The sequence below is a fragment of the Nocardia sp. CA-129566 genome, from assembly GCF_050956075.1.
GTDB lineage: Bacteria > Actinomycetota > Actinomycetes > Mycobacteriales > Mycobacteriaceae > Nocardia.
In genome coordinates this window covers 5,624,772-5,641,761 of the sequence record NZ_CP192085.1, presented here as the reverse complement: position 1 = coordinate 5,641,761, position 16,990 = coordinate 5,624,772, and the positions used below count along the sequence as shown (strand labels likewise).

The 16,990-nt window shown below is 66.9% G+C and carries 18 protein-coding genes; 5 read left to right on the top strand and 13 right to left on the bottom strand.

The window, feature by feature from the left end; genetic code table 11:
- Positions 1-25: 25 nt before the first annotated feature.
- On the bottom strand, positions 26-865 hold the full coding sequence (locus ACQP0C_RS24350) for a YdcF family protein (protein WP_433723408.1): 840 nt from the start codon (positions 863-865) through the stop codon (positions 26-28).
- A 249-nt stretch (positions 866-1,114) separates the two neighbouring features.
- On the opposite strand from ACQP0C_RS24350, the gene ACQP0C_RS24345 reads away from it, so the two are divergent.
- Entirely contained in the window at positions 1,115-1,969 is an 855-nt protein-coding gene (locus ACQP0C_RS24345; RefSeq protein WP_433723406.1) for a bifunctional 5,10-methylenetetrahydrofolate dehydrogenase/5,10-methenyltetrahydrofolate cyclohydrolase, read from the top strand.
- A gap of 106 nt (positions 1,970-2,075) precedes the next feature.
- Here the strand turns inward: ACQP0C_RS24345 and ACQP0C_RS24340 are convergent, their stop codons facing one another.
- The 3 genes from ACQP0C_RS24340 to ACQP0C_RS24330 all read right to left on the bottom strand — a co-directional run bounded on the left by ACQP0C_RS24340 (position 2,076) and on the right by ACQP0C_RS24330 (position 4,576).
- The gene (locus tag ACQP0C_RS24340; RefSeq protein ID WP_433723404.1) at positions 2,076-2,495 is read right to left on the bottom strand and encodes a hypothetical protein; all 420 of its coding nucleotides are present in this window, start codon (positions 2,493-2,495) and stop codon (positions 2,076-2,078) included.
- A 62-nt stretch (positions 2,496-2,557) separates the two neighbouring features.
- A complete protein-coding gene (locus tag ACQP0C_RS24335) occupies positions 2,558-3,955 on the bottom strand; it encodes an FAD-binding oxidoreductase (protein ID WP_433723402.1) in 1,398 nt (465 codons plus the stop codon).
- A gap of 162 nt (positions 3,956-4,117) precedes the next feature.
- Entirely contained in the window at positions 4,118-4,576 is a 459-nt protein-coding gene (locus tag ACQP0C_RS24330; RefSeq protein WP_433723400.1) for a MarR family winged helix-turn-helix transcriptional regulator, read from the bottom strand.
- Positions 4,577-4,657: 81 nt separating this feature from the next.
- On the opposite strand from ACQP0C_RS24330, the gene ACQP0C_RS24325 reads away from it, so the two are divergent.
- On the top strand, positions 4,658-6,418 hold the full coding sequence (locus tag ACQP0C_RS24325; RefSeq protein WP_433723398.1) for an ABC transporter ATP-binding protein: 1,761 nt from the start codon (positions 4,658-4,660) through the stop codon (positions 6,416-6,418).
- A 33-nt stretch (positions 6,419-6,451) separates the two neighbouring features.
- Here ACQP0C_RS24325 and ACQP0C_RS24320 read toward each other — a convergent pair whose 3' ends face one another.
- Positions 6,452-6,868 (bottom strand): winged helix-turn-helix transcriptional regulator, encoded by a 417-nt coding sequence (locus ACQP0C_RS24320; RefSeq protein ID WP_433723396.1) that lies wholly within the window; start codon positions 6,866-6,868, stop codon positions 6,452-6,454.
- A 67-nt stretch (positions 6,869-6,935) separates the two neighbouring features.
- Here ACQP0C_RS24320 and ACQP0C_RS24315 point away from each other — a divergent pair, with 67 nt between their 5' ends.
- The gene (locus ACQP0C_RS24315) at positions 6,936-7,844 is read left to right on the top strand and encodes an NADP-dependent oxidoreductase (protein ID WP_433723394.1); all 909 of its coding nucleotides are present in this window, start codon (positions 6,936-6,938) and stop codon (positions 7,842-7,844) included.
- Here ACQP0C_RS24315 and ACQP0C_RS24310 read toward each other — a convergent pair whose 3' ends face one another.
- Entirely contained in the window at positions 7,845-8,549 is a 705-nt protein-coding gene (locus ACQP0C_RS24310) for a hypothetical protein (protein ID WP_433723392.1), read from the bottom strand.
- Positions 8,550-9,126: 577 nt separating this feature from the next.
- On the opposite strand from ACQP0C_RS24310, the gene ACQP0C_RS24305 reads away from it, so the two are divergent.
- Positions 9,127-9,342: a hypothetical protein gene (locus ACQP0C_RS24305; RefSeq protein WP_433723390.1), complete on the top strand. Its 216-nt coding sequence runs from the start codon at positions 9,127-9,129 to the stop codon at positions 9,340-9,342.
- A gap of 542 nt (positions 9,343-9,884) precedes the next feature.
- Here the strand turns inward: ACQP0C_RS24305 and ACQP0C_RS24300 are convergent.
- Positions 9,885-10,637, bottom strand: a complete 753-nt coding sequence (locus ACQP0C_RS24300; protein ID WP_433723389.1) for a L,D-transpeptidase — start codon at positions 10,635-10,637, stop codon at positions 9,885-9,887.
- A 179-nt stretch (positions 10,638-10,816) separates the two neighbouring features.
- Entirely contained in the window at positions 10,817-11,449 is a 633-nt protein-coding gene (locus tag ACQP0C_RS24295; protein WP_433723387.1) for a cyclodeaminase/cyclohydrolase family protein, read from the bottom strand.
- 117 nt (positions 11,450-11,566) lie between these two features.
- Here ACQP0C_RS24295 and ACQP0C_RS24290 point away from each other — a divergent pair, with 117 nt between their 5' ends.
- Positions 11,567-12,604 (top strand): LLM class F420-dependent oxidoreductase, encoded by a 1,038-nt coding sequence (locus ACQP0C_RS24290; RefSeq protein WP_433723385.1) that lies wholly within the window; start codon positions 11,567-11,569, stop codon positions 12,602-12,604.
- A 101-nt stretch (positions 12,605-12,705) separates the two neighbouring features.
- On the opposite strand, the gene ACQP0C_RS24285 is transcribed toward ACQP0C_RS24290, so the two are convergent.
- From ACQP0C_RS24285 to ACQP0C_RS24265, 5 genes are all read right to left on the bottom strand, one after another.
- Positions 12,706-13,098 carry an STAS domain-containing protein gene (locus tag ACQP0C_RS24285; RefSeq protein ID WP_433723383.1) on the bottom strand — a complete coding sequence of 131 codons (393 nt, stop codon included), beginning with the start codon at positions 13,096-13,098 and terminating at the stop codon, positions 12,706-12,708.
- 25 nt (positions 13,099-13,123) lie between these two features.
- Positions 13,124-15,466: a SpoIIE family protein phosphatase gene (locus ACQP0C_RS24280; protein ID WP_433723381.1), complete on the bottom strand. Its 2,343-nt coding sequence runs from the start codon at positions 15,464-15,466 to the stop codon at positions 13,124-13,126.
- A gap of 76 nt (positions 15,467-15,542) precedes the next feature.
- The gene (locus tag ACQP0C_RS24275) at positions 15,543-16,202 is read right to left on the bottom strand and encodes a SpoIIE family protein phosphatase (protein WP_433723379.1); all 660 of its coding nucleotides are present in this window, start codon (positions 16,200-16,202) and stop codon (positions 15,543-15,545) included.
- The gene (locus tag ACQP0C_RS24270) at positions 16,195-16,620 is read right to left on the bottom strand and encodes an ATP-binding protein (RefSeq protein ID WP_330254750.1); all 426 of its coding nucleotides are present in this window, start codon (positions 16,618-16,620) and stop codon (positions 16,195-16,197) included. The genes ACQP0C_RS24275 and ACQP0C_RS24270 overlap by 8 nt, the downstream gene beginning before the upstream one ends.
- Positions 16,598-16,987, bottom strand: a complete 390-nt coding sequence (locus tag ACQP0C_RS24265) for an STAS domain-containing protein (protein WP_159930623.1) — start codon at positions 16,985-16,987, stop codon at positions 16,598-16,600. The genes ACQP0C_RS24270 and ACQP0C_RS24265 overlap by 23 nt, the downstream gene beginning before the upstream one ends.
- Positions 16,988-16,990: the final 3 nt, after the last annotated feature.

Genomic DNA, 16,990 nt, shown 5'->3' with positions numbered 1-16,990 from the left:
CACCGGTTGCGCGCGTGCCGGGGTCTCAGCGAGCGGTCGCGAGCTGGAAGGTGCGCGTCGCATCGAGATAGATGCCGCGCTGCGCCTGCCTGGCGGGCGGTGGCAATTGCGATACGAGCTGCTCGAGTGAGGTGGTCGCCCCGATGACGCGCGTGCCCGCGACAATGAAGTCGGCGACCGCGCGCCGGATGTGATTCGGCGAGGTGACCACGACCGCGCTGTCCGCGCCGACCTCACGCAGCATCCTGGTGCTGAACAGCGCGTTTTGCACCGTTGATCCGGCCCGGTTCTCGACATTGATCCGGGAGGTCGCCAAACCCTTGCTGACCAGCCAGGTGCGCATGGCCTCGGCCTCGGTGATCCCGTTCTGCGGGTTGCCGCCGGTGACGATAATGGGTGAGAACGGCGAGGCGACCGCCTGCAGCCAGGCCGCGGTCAGCCGGTTCACCAGCTCGGGGCGCAGCGTGCCATCCGGGAGCAGGCCGTATCCCAGCACCACGATTCCGGTCTGCGGCCCGACGAGCGCGGGCAGCGGGTTCGGCAGGGTGCCCACGGCGGCGCCGATCGCGCCGAGCACATTGGTGGTGCCCTGGGCCATTTCCGGGCTTACGGCGGTGAGGCGTGCCATCGAATCGGCCAGGGCGGGCAGGTCATTGGCGTAGTTCGACCAGATCGCCTGCAGCGCCAGGGCCTCGGCGTCGGTCGGGTCCGCGGCGATCAGTTCCCGGAGCACGGCGCGTCCGGAGGCGTCGTCACCGTCGGTGAAGGCGCGCTGGGCGGAGTTGTAGAGGGCGTCGGTATTCGGCGCCGCGATGGCGGGCGCGCCGGTCAGTGCGGTGATGGTCGCGGCCGCGAACGCGGTCACGACCGACAGTTTCCAATGCCTCGAGATCTTCACTACAGTCGACACCTTTCCACGCGTGAAACGGGGTTTGCGGTAGGTCAGCTGACAGTTAGCTGCGGGCAAGCATGCATCACGATACGGCTGGTACAGGTCATAGTCGGGTAATTGCCGGAGGCGATCCGCGCGGTATTTCCAGACTCCGGGCAAATCGGGCGGGACGGGGTGACCGCTCGAACCGACCACGAGGCGCACCGGATAAGGTGTGACAACGTGGATACCGTTTCGCTGTCCGGCAAGGAACTCGCTGCCGCCATCAACGCCGACACCAAGGAGCGCGCCGCCGCGCTCACCGCGAGCGGAACCGCGCCGCGCCTGGCCCTGATCGTGGCCAATGACGATCCGGCCAGCGCCTGGTACGTGAACTCGCTGCGCAAGGCCGCCGAGCGTCTCGGAATCGCCTGCGACACCATCGATCTCGGCGCGGACGCGAGCATTCAGCAGATCCGTGACGAACTGAGCGCCCGCAGCGCGGACACCGGCGTCGACGCGATCATGCTGCAGACTCCGCTGCCCTCCGGTGTCACCCTCGACGACGTCAGCTCGGCTATCGCCGCCACCAAGGATGTCGACGGCGTCAGCCCGCTGTCCCTCGGCCTGCTCGCCTCCAACCTGGACGGCTTCGTCCCGGCCACCTCCGAGGCCGTCGTCGAACTACTGAAGCATCACGAAATCCCGCTCGCCGGTCGGCATGTCGCCGTGGTCGGCCGCTCCAATATCGTCGGCAAGCCGCTGGCCCAACTCTTGCTCGCCGAAAACGCCACCGTCACCATCTGCCATTCCCGCACCACGGACCTCCCCGCCGTCACCTCCGCTGCCGATATCGTCGTCGCCGCCGCAGGCCGCATCGGCCTGGTCACCGGCAAACATATCCACGAAGGCGCCACCGTCATCGATGTCGGCACCAACGAAGCGCCCGATGGAAAGATCGTCGGCGATGTAGACGCGGACTCCGTACGCGGCAAGGCCTCCGCCCTCAGCCCCGTCCCCGGCGGCATAGGCCCGGTAACCACCGCCCTCCTGATGCGCCACGTAGTCACCGCCGCCGAAAAGACCCACACGGCCTGATCGTTCACCTCTCGCCCGGTCGCGTCGGACCGGGGCCGGGCGGCTGCGATCGTGAGTGCCGCACGGTTGTCGAGTTCCCCAGCCACAGTGAGGTTTCGGCGAGCTGCTATCGGTCGTTTGTGCGGATTCGGTGGTAGCGCAGGGCGAACCAGGTGAACAGGATCGCGGCGGTGCTGGAGTAGATCAGATTGATGGTTACGCCGGTGGTGGGGGTGACGCCCAGGTCGTGTAGTTGACGGGATTTGATCGGGTCGATGCCGTGGATCAATTCCCAGGTGGTCGCGGCGACCGCGATCCACTGACCGCCCAGAGCCACGGTCGTGATGGCGATGATCCATCGGTAGCCGCGCAGCACCAGCGCCGCGGCGCTTACCAGTGCGACAGCGACGATCAGGAAGCTCGCTGCGCGGGCGGGGCTGTGGTGGCTGAGCGAGGCCGCGCTGCCGAACGCGGCCAGCGCGACTCCGGCCAGCAGGAGCAGGGCGGTGGCGATTCGGAGCGGGCGGTGGAATGCGCTCAGCAGCACATTCTCATGCTATGGCGCGGCGGGTCTTGCGGGTGGCGTGGTGCATCGCAAACCGCGATCTGTCAGGCGGGTTTGATGTTGGCGTTGCGGTGGAAGACGTTGTCGGGGTCGTACCGGGTTTTGATGGACGCCAGTCTGGCGTATTTGGTGGCGCCGTAGGACGTGCGGACCCGGTTCTCGTCGGCGTCGGACATGAAGTTGACGTAGCCGCCGGGGTTGGAGGCCAAGGGGCGCAGTGCATCCCAGATCGTTCGGGCCCAGGTTCGGTCGGTGGCGAGGCTTTCGGGGTCGAGGGCGGCGGCTTGGATATTGCACACATAGTGCGCGGTGCGGGCGCCGCCGAATGCGGTGTCGCTCTCGCCAACGGCGGTGAAGGCGCCATTGAGCGTGAAAATGGGCATGAAGGAGAGGGGTGATGCCTTGTTGCCCGCGTGCTCGGTGATCACCGCGATCACCTCATCGGAGAAATCGTCGAGGTCCAGGCTCTTCTCGTAGCCGTAGGCGCCCCAAGGCGCGGATCCATCGAGCATGCTCTGCAATTCGACATAGGGCATCGGGGTGATGAATTCGAAGAGCGGCGGTAGCGCGGCGCGCAGTGGGGCCACCGCCTGAGCGTGCTCCGCGGCTGTGCCGAAACCAGCGACTATGAGGACATGGCCCGGCACCCAGTGGAATTGCTCCGGCACGAAAGGCGCTGGTGGCGCCGACAGTCCGGCGCCGACCAATACTCCCGAACGCAGTGGCAGCGTCGGGATGAACTCGCGGAACAGCCGTAGCGCGGCACCTCCGTCCGCGAGCCCCCAGAAGAAGAAGCCGAGCTGCACCTCGGGTCCGACCGGATGCAGCCGAAACTCGAATTCGGTGACGACGCCGAAGTTGCCGCCGCCACCACGCAGCGCCCAGAACAGGTCGGGGTGTTCGGCTTCGCAGGCCCGCACGATCCGGCCGTCCGCGAGCACGACCTGCGCCGACACCAGGTTGTCGATCGTCAGCCCGAACATGCGCGTCAGCCAGCCCATGCCGCCACCGAGCGTGAGCCCGCCGACACCGGTATCGCTGATCACCCCGCCGGTCACGGCCAGCCCGTGCACCTGCGTCGCGGCATCCACATCCGCCATGGTCGCGCCGCCGCCGACCCGGGCATGCGCGCCTTCTGGATCCACCAGGACGCTGTTCATCAAGCCGAGGTTGATCATCAGCCCGTCGTCGCCGACACCGGTGCCGCTGTACGCGTGGCCACCGCCGCGGACCGATAGCTCGAGCGCGTGTTCCCTGGCGAAGGTGAGTGCCGCGGCCACGTCTTCGGGGGACAGGCATTCGGCGATCACCGCCGGTCGCCTGTCGATATCGCCGTTCCAGACCGCGCGGGCCGTGTCGTAGCCCGCATCGTCGGGAGCGAATACCGGCCCGGCCATCCTGGACCGCAACGCTCTGATATCGGAGCTCGCTGTTCGGGTCATCGCATATCTCCAGCTACCAGGCCCCGACCATTTGTGTGCGGAGTTGGTCACGCGATCCGCGTCGCCGACTCCGCTGCGGCACCGGCACGCACCGGCGGTGCTGTCCAAGAGCGCGTCAAGTTTCGAATATGGCGCGCGTCACAGTCTATTGGCGTGCTCGGCTCATCGCTGAGAAATAGCGGACGGTAACGCCTGCATCGCGGCTGCGTCTAGTGTCGCGAGCAGGTCGCGCAGGGTCTCGCGCTGCTCGGACCCGAGGGTGGCGAAGACTTCCTCGGCGGCCTGACGGCGGGCTGCGGCCATCTGCGAGAGGGCGGCGCGACCGGAATCGGTCAGGGTCACCAGGGTGGAGCGGCGGTTGGTGGGGTCGGGGGCCCGCGAGACCAGGAGCGCGGATTCGAGGGCGTCGACCACGGTGGTGGCGGAGCGGGGGACGATGCCGAGGTGATCGGCCAGGGCGGCCATGCGCAGCGGCTCGTCGTGGTGGCCGAGAATGCGCAGCGCGCGCGCCTGGCCTGGGGTGATGCCGAGCGGTGCGAGCCGGGCGACCTGGTTACGGCGGATGCGCTTGGCGGTGCGCAGGAATAGTTCGGGGAGGTCGGGATCGGGAGCGGTGTCCACGATGTTGAGCATAACTCATTGTTTTGGGAACAATTATGAGTCATGCTCAGTTTGAGGATGTAGCTTCGGAAGGAGGCGCCTGTGCAGCCCCCACATCAACTTCGCCGGATCGTCCGGCTGTTTGGTCCCTATCGAGCGCGCCTGGCTCTGGTCGCCGCGCTCGTCGGTTTGTCCTCCCTGGTCGCGCTGGCATCACCGTTCATGCTGCGCGGCATCCTCGACGACGCCCTCCCGCACGGCCGCACCGGTCTGCTGACCGCGCTCGCCGCGGGCATGGTCGCGGTCGCCGCGCTGACCGCCGTCTTCGGCGTGCTGCAGACCTACATCTCCACCGCGGTCGGTCAAGAGGTCATGCACGATCTGCGCTCCGCGGTGTATGCGCAGCTGCAGCGAATGCCGTTGTCGTTCTTCACGACTACGCGGACCGGCGAGGTGCAGTCGCGGATCGCCAATGATATCGGCGGCATGCAGTCGACGGTCACTTCCACCGCGACCTCGCTGGTCTCCAACTTCACCACGGTGATCGCGTCGGTGATCGCGATGATCGCATTGGACTGGCGGCTCACCGCGGTATCGCTGATCATGCTGCCGTTCTTCGTCTGGATCAGTCGGCGCGTCGGTGACGAGCGCAGGAAGATCACCGCCGAGCGCCAGCAGAAGCTGGCGGGCATGTCGGCGATCGTGGAGGAGTCGCTATCGGTGAGCGGCATACTGCTCGGGCGCACGATGGGGCGCTCACCCACCCTGGTCGACGATTTCGCGAAGGAGTCGCGCGGGCTGGTCGATCTGGAGATCCGCTCCGGCATGGCGGGGCGGTGGCGGCAGTCGACGATTCAGATCGTCATGGCCGCCATGCCCGCGGTCGTCTACTGGGCGGCGGGATTGACTGTCGCGGCGGGACATCCGCTGGTATCGATCGGCACGCTGGTGGCGTTCACGACCTTGCAGACGAGTCTGCTGCGGCCGATGGTGCAGTTGCTGTACACCGGTGTGCAGGTGCAGAGTTCGATGTCGCTGTTCGGCAGGATCTTCGAATACCTGGATCTCGAGCCCGATATCCAGGAGCCGATAAAGCCTGTGCCGGTGCCGAATTCGGGAGTGCAGGGCGCGGTGCGCTTCGATCACGTCGGCTTCGGCTACGGCTCGGGCACGCGGGATGTGTTGCGGGATATCGATATCACCGTGCCCGCCGGATCCAGTCTGGCCATTGTCGGCGCGACCGGCTCCGGTAAGACGACACTCGGATACCTGGTGGCGCGGCTCTACGACGTGACATCGGGATCGGTGCACATCGACGGAATCGATGTGCGGGACATGTCCTTTGCCGATCTCGCCGCCGCCGTCGGTGTGGTGTCCCAGGAGACCTACCTGTTCCACGCCTCGGTCGCGGACAATCTGCGCTTCGCCGAACCCGATGCGACAGATGAGCAGTTGTACGCCGCCGCGCGGGCCGCGCAGATCCACGATCACATCGCGAGCCTGCCCGATGGCTACGACACGCTGGTCGGCGAGCGCGGATACCGCTTCTCCGGCGGCGAGCAGCAGCGCTTGGCGGTGGCGCGGGTGATCCTGCGCAACCCACCGATTCTGGTGCTCGACGAGGCCACCAGCGCGCTGGACAACCGGACCGAGCAGGAGGTGCAGGCGGCCATCGACGCACTGTCGGAAGGTCGAACCACCATCACCATCGCGCACCGGCTCTCCACCATCCGCGACGCCGATCAGATCGTGGTCCTCGACCAGGGCCACATCATCGAACGCGGTACCCATCGCGAACTGATGGACGCCGACGGCCGGTATGCCGCCCTCGCCTCCGGCGGCGACCTGGTCCGGGCCGCCTGACGCGACACTGAGCGTCGCGAAGATTTGTCGGGCTCAGACGGGTTCGGGTTCCGCTGCCGCGCGCGTGTCGAAATCATCTCGGGCGGCCAGGATCTCGTTATGGTGCCGGACCGACCAGATACCCATCGCGTGGCTCAGTTCGCCCAGGCTGGCACCCAGATCGGTGAGCGAATACTCGACGCGCGGCGGGACGGTCGGGTAGACGGCGCGGCGGACCAGGCCGTCGCGCTCGAGGTTGCGCAGGGTGCGGGTGAGCATCTTCTGGGTAATGCCATCGAGTCGGCGGCGCAGATCATTGAAGCGCACCGGAGCGCCCGCCATGCGCAGCACACCGAGGACCAGCAGCACCCATTTGTCCGCGAGCACGGTGAGCACTTCGCGTGCCGGACAGTTGGTCAGATAGGCCTTGACCAGGTTATCGGAGTCGGACCAGTCGACGATGGTATCCATCGGGTACCCCGGGATCATTGAAGTGCCTTCTTTCCCCTGGATACTAGGTGAACGCAGAATCTCTGGCATGCTGACAATCACGCAACGAACATTCGGTGCTCCCGAGGTCCTGGAAATCGTCGAGGTCGATCGGCCGAGTGCTGGGCCGGGCGAGGTGGTGGTGCGGGTCGCCGCCACCGGTATGAATGCGGCGGACTGGAAGCTGCGGTCCGGGCTGGTGCGCAAACTCGGAGATCCACCGTTCACACTGGGTTTCGACGTGTCCGGGATAGTGGCCGAGGTCGGCCCCGGCGTCGAGCAGTTCGCGGTCGACGACGAGGTCTACGGCATGGTGCTCAGCCGGCACGGTGCCTACGCGGAATACGTCGTGGCGCAGGCCGATTTCCTCGCACCGAAATCCGCAGGCCTGGACCACATCCACGCGGCGGCAGTGCCGACTGCGGTGCTGACCGCCTGGCAGGGACTTGCCGAAGTCGATGCCGGGCAACGCGTGCTGGTGCATGCGGCGGCGGGCGGTGTCGGGCATCTCGCGGTGCAGATCGCGAAGAACCGCGGCGCGCACGTGATCGGTACGGCCCGGACCGCCAATCACGAGTTCCTGCGCGATGTGGGAGCGGACGAGGTGATCGACTACACGACAACCGATTTCGCGGATGCGGTGCGCGATATCGATGTGGTCTTCGATCTCGTCGGTGGCGCGTACGGGTCACGATCGTTGCCGGTACTCGCGGACGGCGGACGCCTGATCGACGCGCAGGGCAATGATGCCGAGGACGATCCGCGATATGAGCGACTGTATGTGACACCGTCCGGCAGCGACCTGCGGGAGCTGTCCGCCTGGTTCGACGATGGGCGGTTACGGGTCGAGATCGATCAGGTGCTGCCGATGGCCGAGGTGGTCAAGGCACACCACCTGAGTGAATCCGGGCGTGTTCGCGGGAAGATCGTACTGGTGCCGTGGAATTCGCCCGTCTGACTATTTGGCGGCGCTGATCGCGGTGATCAGGGTCTGGCTGCCGATACGCGCGGTCGTGACGGCCTGAGGCTTGTAGGTGATCGACTTCGAATCCGGTCGAAATTCGGTCACCTGCACCAGATACTGGCCGACGAAGGCACCCGGCGTGACGGTGATGCAGTGCGTGGTGCCCGCCGGAATCCCGTCGATGCCCTGTTGGATCGTCGCGGCGGGGGAGACGGATGCGTTGGGAGCCACGAACTCTCGGGTCGCCTCGCCGGATCGGGTGACGTAGTACGCGTACTGGAAGGCGAAGATGACGGCCGGTCCGGAATCCATACCGCCGGCCCCATTGCCCTGAATTTTGTTGCCGACCTGCTCGGCCGGACATTGCGCGGTGGGCGTCGGATCGGTAACCGCGATCTGGCTCGGGCTGGACGAGGCCACCGTCGCCGGTTGCGGATTCGGGTCGAGCTGAACGAAGGCCACCACCAATAGCCCGGCGGCGGCGACCGATCCGACGAGGACAGGCAGCCATCGTCGCGTCGACCGTTTCCGTCCCGACCGATCGATCAAGGCCGCCAGCGCTTCCTCGTGCCGGAAGTAATCCGGCGCGGGCGGCTTCTCCTCCGGAAGCTCCTCGACCCACTCGGACCTGTCGTCCTGATGGTCGCGCCCGCGCTCGTTGAGTTCTCCGTTGCCAGCATGAATCATGTTCTGCCGCATCGGATCTTGCACTTGATGGGCGGAATCCGGCGTGGCGAGCGAGTGCAGCCGCGGTGGCTGCGAGGGCGCGCCGTGGTTCGGGCCTTGCCGGGGGCGGTGCCAAGCGGCGTCCGAGTTGATCGGGTTCTGGCGCAGGGGATCTCGCTGAACCGCGGGCTGCCGCATTGGGGGCTGTATAGCGGGCGCTTGCCCTGTCGGATCCTGCTGCGCGAACGACCTGTTGCTGCCGTCGGAATGAATAGGATTCTGCCGCCCCGGATTTCGCTGCATCGGTACTTGTCGTCCCGGGCCGTGCGCCGCAGGGGCGTGCTGAATCGGATCTTGCGATGCCGGAGCGTGGCGGTCCTGCACGGTCGGCTCGTATGGCTGCTCGGCAGCTGCGTGATGGTGTGGGTGCTGCGATGTCGATCCGTGCTGGTTCGGCACCGAAGCGGTCGGGTGCTGCGGGACGGTCTCGCGTGTCGGCACCGGGGTTCGGCGGGTAGGTGGCTCCTGGATCGGATCCCGCTGAATCGGGCCAGTCTGGCCGGGGCCCTGCGGATTTGGGGTGTGCGTTCCCGGACCTCGGTGACCGGTTATGCGACGGAACGGGTCCGTTGTCATCGGTGTCGGCGCGTCGGGCACTTGGCGCAGCGGCCCGGAGGGTGTTGCGCTCTGGTCGCTCGGCACCCGGCGCGGCGGTCCGGAGTCGGTGGGTACCCGCTCGATGGGTGCTCGCCGCAGTGCTCCGGAGTTCATCGGTGCCGGCTCGATCGGAACCTGGTGGTGCGGACCGGTATTGGTCGATGATTGATCGCCCACGATTCGGCGGAACGGGCCGGTGTCGGCCGGGGTTCGGTCGATCGGTAGCCGGGGGATAGGCCCGGTTTGCTCCGCGTCGATCGGCTCGTGGCGCAGCGGGCCCGTGTGCATCGCGGCTTGGTCGGCGGAGTTCTGGATCGGGCCGCGACGGTTCGCTGGAGCCGGGCGCATCGAGCCCGGCCTGATCGGGCTTTGTCCGATTGGGCCGGTGCGGTGCGGGCCCGGATCTTGCTGGAACGGCGCCTGATCGGGCCCTGCTGGAACCTGCGGAATCGGCATTCGGCGGTGCGGCACGGGGTCGTTCGGATCCTGATATGCCCTCGGGTCACCGAGCGGGTGTTGCGGCGTAATGCTCGGTTGCGGGCCAGTATTGGGCCGCGAGGTCATATCCGGTCGATCCATGGCCCACCTTCATCAGGTCATACCGTCAAGTGTGTCCCGCAGTTGTATCAACCCCGGCAGGATACTGCCAGGTTTGCTGCGGTCGACGAAAATGCGGGCCGGTGTCGCGAAGGAAAACGGATTGTTTACGGCTCACCAGTGCACGGTCACCGGGTCACCGACGCCGACGGTTTCGTAGTACCAGGCGGCGTCATCGGGGGCCAGGTTGATGCAGCCGTGGCTGACATTGGCATAGCCCTGCGAGTCCACCGACCAGGGTGCGGAGTGTACGAAAACACCACCCCACGTGAGGCGTTCGGCGTACTCGCCATTGATGACGTACCCCTCGGGCGAGCTCAGCGGAATGCCGATGGTGCGCGAGTCGAACACGACCGAACGGAACTTTTCCAGCACGGGGAAGGTGCCGGTCGGCGTCTCCCAGCCGGGCTTGCCCATCGAGGCGGGCATCTGTCGGGCCACCGCTCCGCCGACGCTCACGGTAAAGGTGTGCGCCGACATATCGGCGTCGCCGACCACGCCCGCATTGGTGCGGAACTCGGTGCGCGCGTTACCGGCCGCTACGGTGATCGGAGCCCGAGCGGGCAGGAAACTCGTTGGCGCCCAAGTCAGTTCGCGATCGCTCGACCAGACGAAACGGCCGGGCAGGATGGCGGTGGCCCGGATCTCGACCGACCGTTCGGCCCGTTCGCGATTGGCGACCGGTGTGGCGAATCGAATCGTCACCGGAGTCGCGATGCCCACTTCCTGGCCTGTCGACGGCGAAATCGCCGATACGGAGTCGACCCCGGGTTTGAGGATGGTGGTGGCGATCGCCGCTCCGGACCCGAACGCGGCCAAGGCCACGACGACGGTCGCGAGGAAGAAATATCTGAGTGCGCTCCGCATGGTTCCACCCCTTCACGCTGGTGTGGGACGCAGAAATCCATTCTAGGACTTCATGATCAACTCGACGTACCGGTTCTGTAACGGCCGCCCAGATCCACAGTTTTCGCTTATAGGGGTCGCGTACCCGGCGCCGAGTCGGACAAACGACCAAGCGCGAGTACGACCGTTCGGTTGCCGACTCAGCCGCGCACGGCGTGCAATACGTCGGCGTGCAATGCGTCCGCGCGGGCGGTGATCTCGTCGATGCGGATCAGCACCGTCGCGAACTTATCGCCTTGTTCGGCGCTCAGCGAGCCGACATTGATTTCGATATTGAGCTGCGAGCTGGTGGCCGCGGCGCGGGCGGCGTCGGCGGCGGCACCGATATCGGTGACCACATTCGGATTGCCGATCGGCAGCAGTTCCGCGGCCAGCGAAAGCACCTCGTCGGCCTCGTCGACGACGGCGGCGGGCACCCGGGCGGCCTCGATCAACGCGGCCGCGATCGCATCGGCTCGCGCGGCGGTCTGCTCCGGGGTGTCCTTCGGCAATTTGTACGCGTTGCCGACGGCGGTGAACGCGGCCGCATCGGCGTCGGCAAGTGCGAGTGCGCGCTCGCGGGCCGCGTCGGCTGCCTCGATGATGCGGTCGACGACCGGCCGGTGCTCGGCATCCTTGGCCCGGGTGGTGTAGCGCGCGACCATCGCCACCAGTGCGGCGCCCTGTGCGGCGTGCAGTGCGGCGACGGCGCCGCCACCGGGTGCGGGCACCTTCGCGGCCAGGTCGGTCAGGTACTGCGCGAGGTTGGCCTCAGCGAAGGAGGTCTGCGACACGGCGGGTGGCCTTTCGTTTTCCTGCGACGACAGTGAAGAACTACCGCGAATACGCTACCGCCCGCGCGGGGGTGGCCGGTGCAGGCCCGGTGCGTAGCTGCGGTTATGTTGAGTGCTATGCGGATCGGATTGAGCATCAACTACTCGGGTGGCTTCAAAGAGGCGGCCGCCGAGGTGGCCGACCTCGAGCAGGCCGGACTCGATATTGTTTTCGTGCCGGAGGCCTACTCGTTCGATGCGGTGAGCGCGCTCGGGTATCTGGCGGCCAAGACCACGCGGCTGCAACTGGCCTCGGGCATTCTGCAGATCTACACCCGCACGCCGAGCCTGACCGCGATGACCGCCGCTGGCCTGGACTTCGTCTCCGATGGCCGATACGTACTCGGCCTCGGCGCCTCCGGCCCGCAGGTGATCGAGGGCTTCCATGGCGTGCCCTACGACGCCCCCATCGGACGCACCAGGGAACTGGTGGAGATCTGCCGCAAGGTGTGGCGCCGGGAGCGGCTGGAGTACCAGGGCAAGTACTACCAGATCCCGCTGCCCGCCGATCGCGGCACCGGTCTGGGCAAACCGCTCAAGCTGATCAACCATCCGGTGCGCGAACGCATTCCGGTGCTGCTCGCCGCGCTCGGCCCCAAGAATGTGGAGTTGGCCGCGGAGATCGCCGAGGGCTGGCAGCCGATCTTCTTCGTCCCGGAGAAGGCCAAGGAGATCTGGGGCGAATCGCTGGATGCCGGTCTGGCCAAACGCGATCCGATCCTCGGCGAGCTGGACGTTTACGCCGGTCCCGCGCTGGCCATCGGCGAGGATGTCACGCCGCTACTGGAATTCGTGAAGCCGCATCTGGCGCTCTACATCGGCGGCATGGGCGCCAAGGGCAAGAACTTCTATCACACCCTGGCCACCAAATACGGCTATGGCGCCGAGGCGGACCGGATCCAGGAGCTGTACCTGGCGGGCAAGAAGGAAGAGGCCGCCAAGGTCGTCCCGGACGATCTGGTGCGCGACATCTCCCTGGTCGGCCCGGCCGGATTCGTGAAGGAGCGGGTCGCCGCGTTCCGCGAGGCGGGTGTCACGGTGCTCAATGTCGTGCCGATGGCGGCGACTGCGGCCGAGCGGGTCAAGTTGATCGAGCAATTGCGAGAACTGTGCTGAGCTGAAAACGACCGATCCCGGCCCCGCCGGCACGGCGGAGGCCGGGATCGCGGTCTATCCGGGGCCGGGAGTCCGTCGCGACGACGGCATCCGGCCCGCTCTCAACGCAGGCTGGCCAGCGCCTCGGCCAGGGTGGTGTGCAGCGCGAACACCTGATCCAAACTCGTCATCTTCAGCTGACGACTGGTAGCCGGACCGTCGGCGACGATCACGATGGTCGTCGTGTCTCCGGCCCGCTGATGCGCTGCGACCAGCGTCGCCATCCCCGCCGAGGCGAGGAAGCTGACCGCGGTCAGGTCGATGATCAGCACCGCTGGTCTGCCATTGAGGATGGCCTCGATGGTGTTCTCCAGCGCTGGTGCGGTCGCCAGATCGACTTCGCCGGACACCGTCAGCACGGTCGCGGCTTCTTGTGCCTCGACCGTGGTGGTCATCGTGTCCGCGAGGGGGTACGCATCTCCGGAGTTGGTGGTCACATCATCACAATCTGCCATGAACCCGCCTTTCGCGCTGCATTCGTCATCCAGAAACCTGGCGGTTCGTGCCGCGAAGGGGGTTCGCCACTGGGGATTTGATCGCGGGCAAGGTTACCGACATGCGGACGCGGGTGCCCAATCCGCTGTGATCTATCTCCAATTCTTCCGTCAGCGCGCGCATCATATCGATGCCGCGCCCGCGCGGACCTGGATCGGCCGAGCGTGGTTTCCATGTTCCGGTGTCGGTGACCAGAATGACGACCCGTTCGGTATCGCATTCGGCGGTCAGTTCGACGAGTCCGGTGTCGGTGGTGGCCGCCGTGGCGGAACTCGTGGCCCGGCCGAGCAGTTCGGCCCTTGAGCTCATCGCGTGGGTGGCCCGCCCGCCGCCATTGCGGTAGGCGTGTTCGATGCTGTTGCTACATGCCTCGTTGGCCGCCGCAATGAGGTCGGAGGCGAGATCGTGCGGTACCGCGGCGGCGGCGAGCCACGCCTTGAGCCGCTTGCGCATGGCCGAGAGCTGATCCGGATCGGCCGGAATCTCCAGCCGCAGCGCGGCGGGCGGTTGCCGGTACACCACCATGGCGACGTCATCGTCGTAGCCAGCGGCCGGACGTAGTCGCGACAGCACCGCGTCGGCGACCTCGCGCGGCAATTTGCCCGCGGTATCGGCGAGTACCGCCGAGATCTTGGCGAAGCTGTCATCGATATCGACGCCGCGCTGTTCGACCAGGCCGTCGGTGAACAGCACCAGTGTCGAACCCGGTGTCAGCGCCGTCGTGGCCTCGGGCCGTCGTGGCGTGTCGAAGGTGGCCAGCGGTACCGCCCGGCCGCCCTCGAGCAGTCGGCCGGGCTGGCCGACATCGGCGAGAATCGGCGGCATATGTCCCGCGCTGCTGTAGCGGACCAGTCCGCGCACCGGATCGAGTACGGCGGCGCATACGGTCGTGCACATCGCGCCGGGAATCCGGCCGGCGACGGTATCGAGTTCCGCGAGCAGCTGCGCCGGACCGGCGCCGCGCAGCAGCAAAGCCCTTGCGGCCGTCCGCAATTGGCCCATCACGACGGCGGCGGACAGACCACGCCCGACACAGTCGCCGACCACGACCCCAATGGTGCCGTCGCGCAGCGGAACCACGTCGTACCAGTCGCCGCCGATCTCCAGTGGCGGCAGCGCAGGCTCGTAGTGCACCGAGAACCGCGGCGGCAGTTCGATCGGACCGAGCATGGCCCGCTGCAGTGTCAGCGAGGTCGAACGCGCCTGATCGAAGTTGCGCGCCCGCTGCACTGCCAGGCTGAGATGGCCGATGAGCAGCGAGAACAGCGTCCAGTCCGCGGCGCTGATGGCGCGCGGCGCGGCGAAGCGCAGCCATAGTGCCGCATCGCCGGTCTCACCGAGCGGTGCGACGATGCCCTCGGAGCTCTCGGTGCCCTCCGGAATCGCGAACAGGCTGCGCGCCGGTCTGCGCCGGGCCCGGTCCAGCAGTGCCCGCGCACGGGCATCGAGCACGGTGCCCTCCGGAATGCCTTCGGCACCGGAGACATACACTTCCGGCCCGGTATTCCGGTTGGGCCACACCATGACCACCGCGGTCTCCGCGCCGACGGTGCGCCGCAACTCGTCGAGTCCGACCGCGAGCACCTCCACCACGCTGGTCGCCGCACCGACGGCGGTGGCCAGCCGGGAGGCCGCCTGATCGCGGGCCTGCGCATCGTGTTCGGCGGTGACATCGCGGATGGTGCCGACGAAGATCTGCTCGTACTTCTCCGGTTCGACCATCGCGCTGGTGCTCACCGCGAGCCAGACGGTGCGGCCGTCGCGATGTTTGACCGGCATCACGAAACGCTGTGCCTCGGCGCCGAGATCGGGATATCGCGGACCGTCGGGCGTCGACCACGGGTGCGGCAGTGGGAACGGGAGTTCGGCGGCGCCGTATCCGGTCAGCGCGCCGAAGGCCGAGTTGACCTCGATGATGGTGCCGCGCGCGTCGGCCACGAAGAAACCGTCCTGCAGCGATTCCACCAGCGCGGTGCGGAAGGCGTCGCGACCCGCGAGATCGTCGATGCGCGAACGCTGTTGCTCGGCACGCCGGGTGCCATCGATATAGCCGCGGGTGGCGATGTCCAGGGCGGCGAGGGTCTGCAGCAGGAATTCCAGCGCGGTCTCGGCGCGTTTGGTGGTGTCGGCGTCGTTCGCGGTGCCGGATTCGGCGGATTGGACTACGCGGTAATGGTTTTCGGTGAGGTCGAGCAGGCTGATGCCCTCGACCAGGGCGCGGCGGCCGAGTTCATAGCCCTCGGCCAGACCGGCCTGGGTCGGTGAGTCGAGGTGTCGCCGTAGCGCTTGCGCGTACGCGTCGAGGAATGCGGCCAATGCCGCGCTCATGTCTGCGCCTCGCTAGCGCTCGGCTGAGCCATGACCGCGATTGCGGCTGCGCTGGTTGTTCGCTCGCTCCGCTCGCTCATGTCATCCCGCCGTTCACGCTGGTTCCTCCATCCAGTACGTCGCCCCGGTGACGTGCCGCGAGCACCAAGGCGTCGTCGGTGTCCTTGGCATGCCTGGCCAGGATTTCGGCGGTGATCTCGGCGGTGGATTTGGACAGATCGATGCCGCTGTCGGCGGATTCGGTGACGATGCCGTCGGTCGACATCAGCAGCAGATCGCCGGGGCGCACCGGAACGGTCTGCGCCTGGAGGTTCTGGGGTAGCCGATAGCCGACGATGCCGCCGGTCAGCAGGACCGTCGCGCGCATGGTGAGTCCCACCGGTCCCGCGGTCAGAATCCGGGATTCGACATTGCCGACGCCGAGCCAGTGCACCGTATCGGCCGCCCCGAACAGCGCCAAGGACACTGCCGCACCGCGGGTGTCGGCCATGGCGCGATGACATAGCACCATCAGGACATCCAGCGGTTCGGCGCGGTTCTCCGAGAGCACCTGCGCCGCACGATCGGCGGCGTCCGCGGCCGCCGCACCGTGGCCGAGTCCGTCGAGGACAGCGAAAAGTACCGCGCCACCGCCCGCGTCGAGTACGACGCCGCGATCACCGGAGACCCGCTGGCCGGGCAGGGCGCGACCGGCCACCGCCCATTCGATCCGGCCGATGATCCCGTCCTCATGCACCGTTGGGTACCCACTTCCACATCTCAACCAACGTGCCGCGTCCGGGTGCGGATTCGACGGTGAGACGGTCCATCAGACGGCGCGCGCCGGGCAGGCCGAGTCCGAGACCGCGGCCGGTGGAGTATCCGTCGTCGAGCGCGCGGGCGATATCGCGAATGCCGGGTCCCTGGTCCTCGGCCTGGACGACCAGCGCCTGGCGACCCTCCCGGTCGTCGACCAGCAAACGTATTTCACCACTGCCCGCGTAGCTGGTGATGTTGCGGGCGATCTCCGAGATCGCCGTCGAGATCATGGTCATATCCGTCAGAGAAAATCCGAGCTTGGCCGCCAGCTCTCGACCGGCTTGACGTGCGATCACGATGTCACCCGACACCTTGACCGCGATCACCAAGTTCTCAGCGGCCACTGTCACGACCATCTCGCTGGCGGCGGGCCGGGGTTTTGCGGTTCAGCCACGCCAAGCCCTCTTCCAGGTCGAGGGCGGTGTGCATGTCCTCGAAGGTGAGACCCAGTTGCACCATGGCGAACGCGACTTCGGGTTGCAACCCGACGATGACCGTTTCGGCACCGCGGAGCTGCGTCATGTGCGCGATGGTACGCAGCGATCTCGCCGCGAACGAATCCATTACGTCGATCGCGGTGACATCGACGATGATGCCGTGCGCACGATATTTGGAGACCTGCTTCATCAGGTCGTCCTGCAGGCGTTCGGTATCGGCATCTGTCAAGGCTGATTGAACCGACGCGATGAGATAGGTGCCCTGTTTGAGTATGGGTACCGGCATGAG

Bases quoted from the DNA above. Each gene is read 5' to 3' on its own strand.
- ACQP0C_RS24265 (WP_159930623.1), bottom strand. From the start codon at position 16,987: ATGCCGGTACCCATACTCAAACAGGGCACCTATCTCATCGCGTCGGTT.
- ACQP0C_RS24300 (WP_433723389.1), bottom strand. From the start codon at position 10,637: ATGCGGAGCGCACTCAGATATTTCTTCCTCGCGACCGTCGTCGTGGCC.
- ACQP0C_RS24335 (WP_433723402.1), bottom strand. From the start codon at position 3,955: ATGACCCGAACAGCGAGCTCCGATATCAGAGCGTTGCGGTCCAGGATG.
- ACQP0C_RS24285 (WP_433723383.1), bottom strand. From the start codon at position 13,098: ATGGCAGATTGTGATGATGTGACCACCAACTCCGGAGATGCGTACCCC.
- ACQP0C_RS24270 (WP_330254750.1), bottom strand. From the start codon at position 16,620: ATGGTCGTGACAGTGGCCGCTGAGAACTTGGTGATCGCGGTCAAGGTG.
- ACQP0C_RS24290 (WP_433723385.1), top strand. From the start codon at position 11,567: ATGCGGATCGGATTGAGCATCAACTACTCGGGTGGCTTCAAAGAGGCG.
- ACQP0C_RS24320 (WP_433723396.1), bottom strand. From the start codon at position 6,868: ATGGATACCATCGTCGACTGGTCCGACTCCGATAACCTGGTCAAGGCC.
- ACQP0C_RS24315 (WP_433723394.1), top strand. From the start codon at position 6,936: ATGCTGACAATCACGCAACGAACATTCGGTGCTCCCGAGGTCCTGGAA.
- ACQP0C_RS24310 (WP_433723392.1), bottom strand. From the start codon at position 8,549: ATGCGGCAGAACATGATTCATGCTGGCAACGGAGAACTCAACGAGCGC.
- ACQP0C_RS24305 (WP_433723390.1), top strand. From the start codon at position 9,127: ATGCGACGGAACGGGTCCGTTGTCATCGGTGTCGGCGCGTCGGGCACT.
- ACQP0C_RS24280 (WP_433723381.1), bottom strand. From the start codon at position 15,466: ATGAGCGCGGCATTGGCCGCATTCCTCGACGCGTACGCGCAAGCGCTA.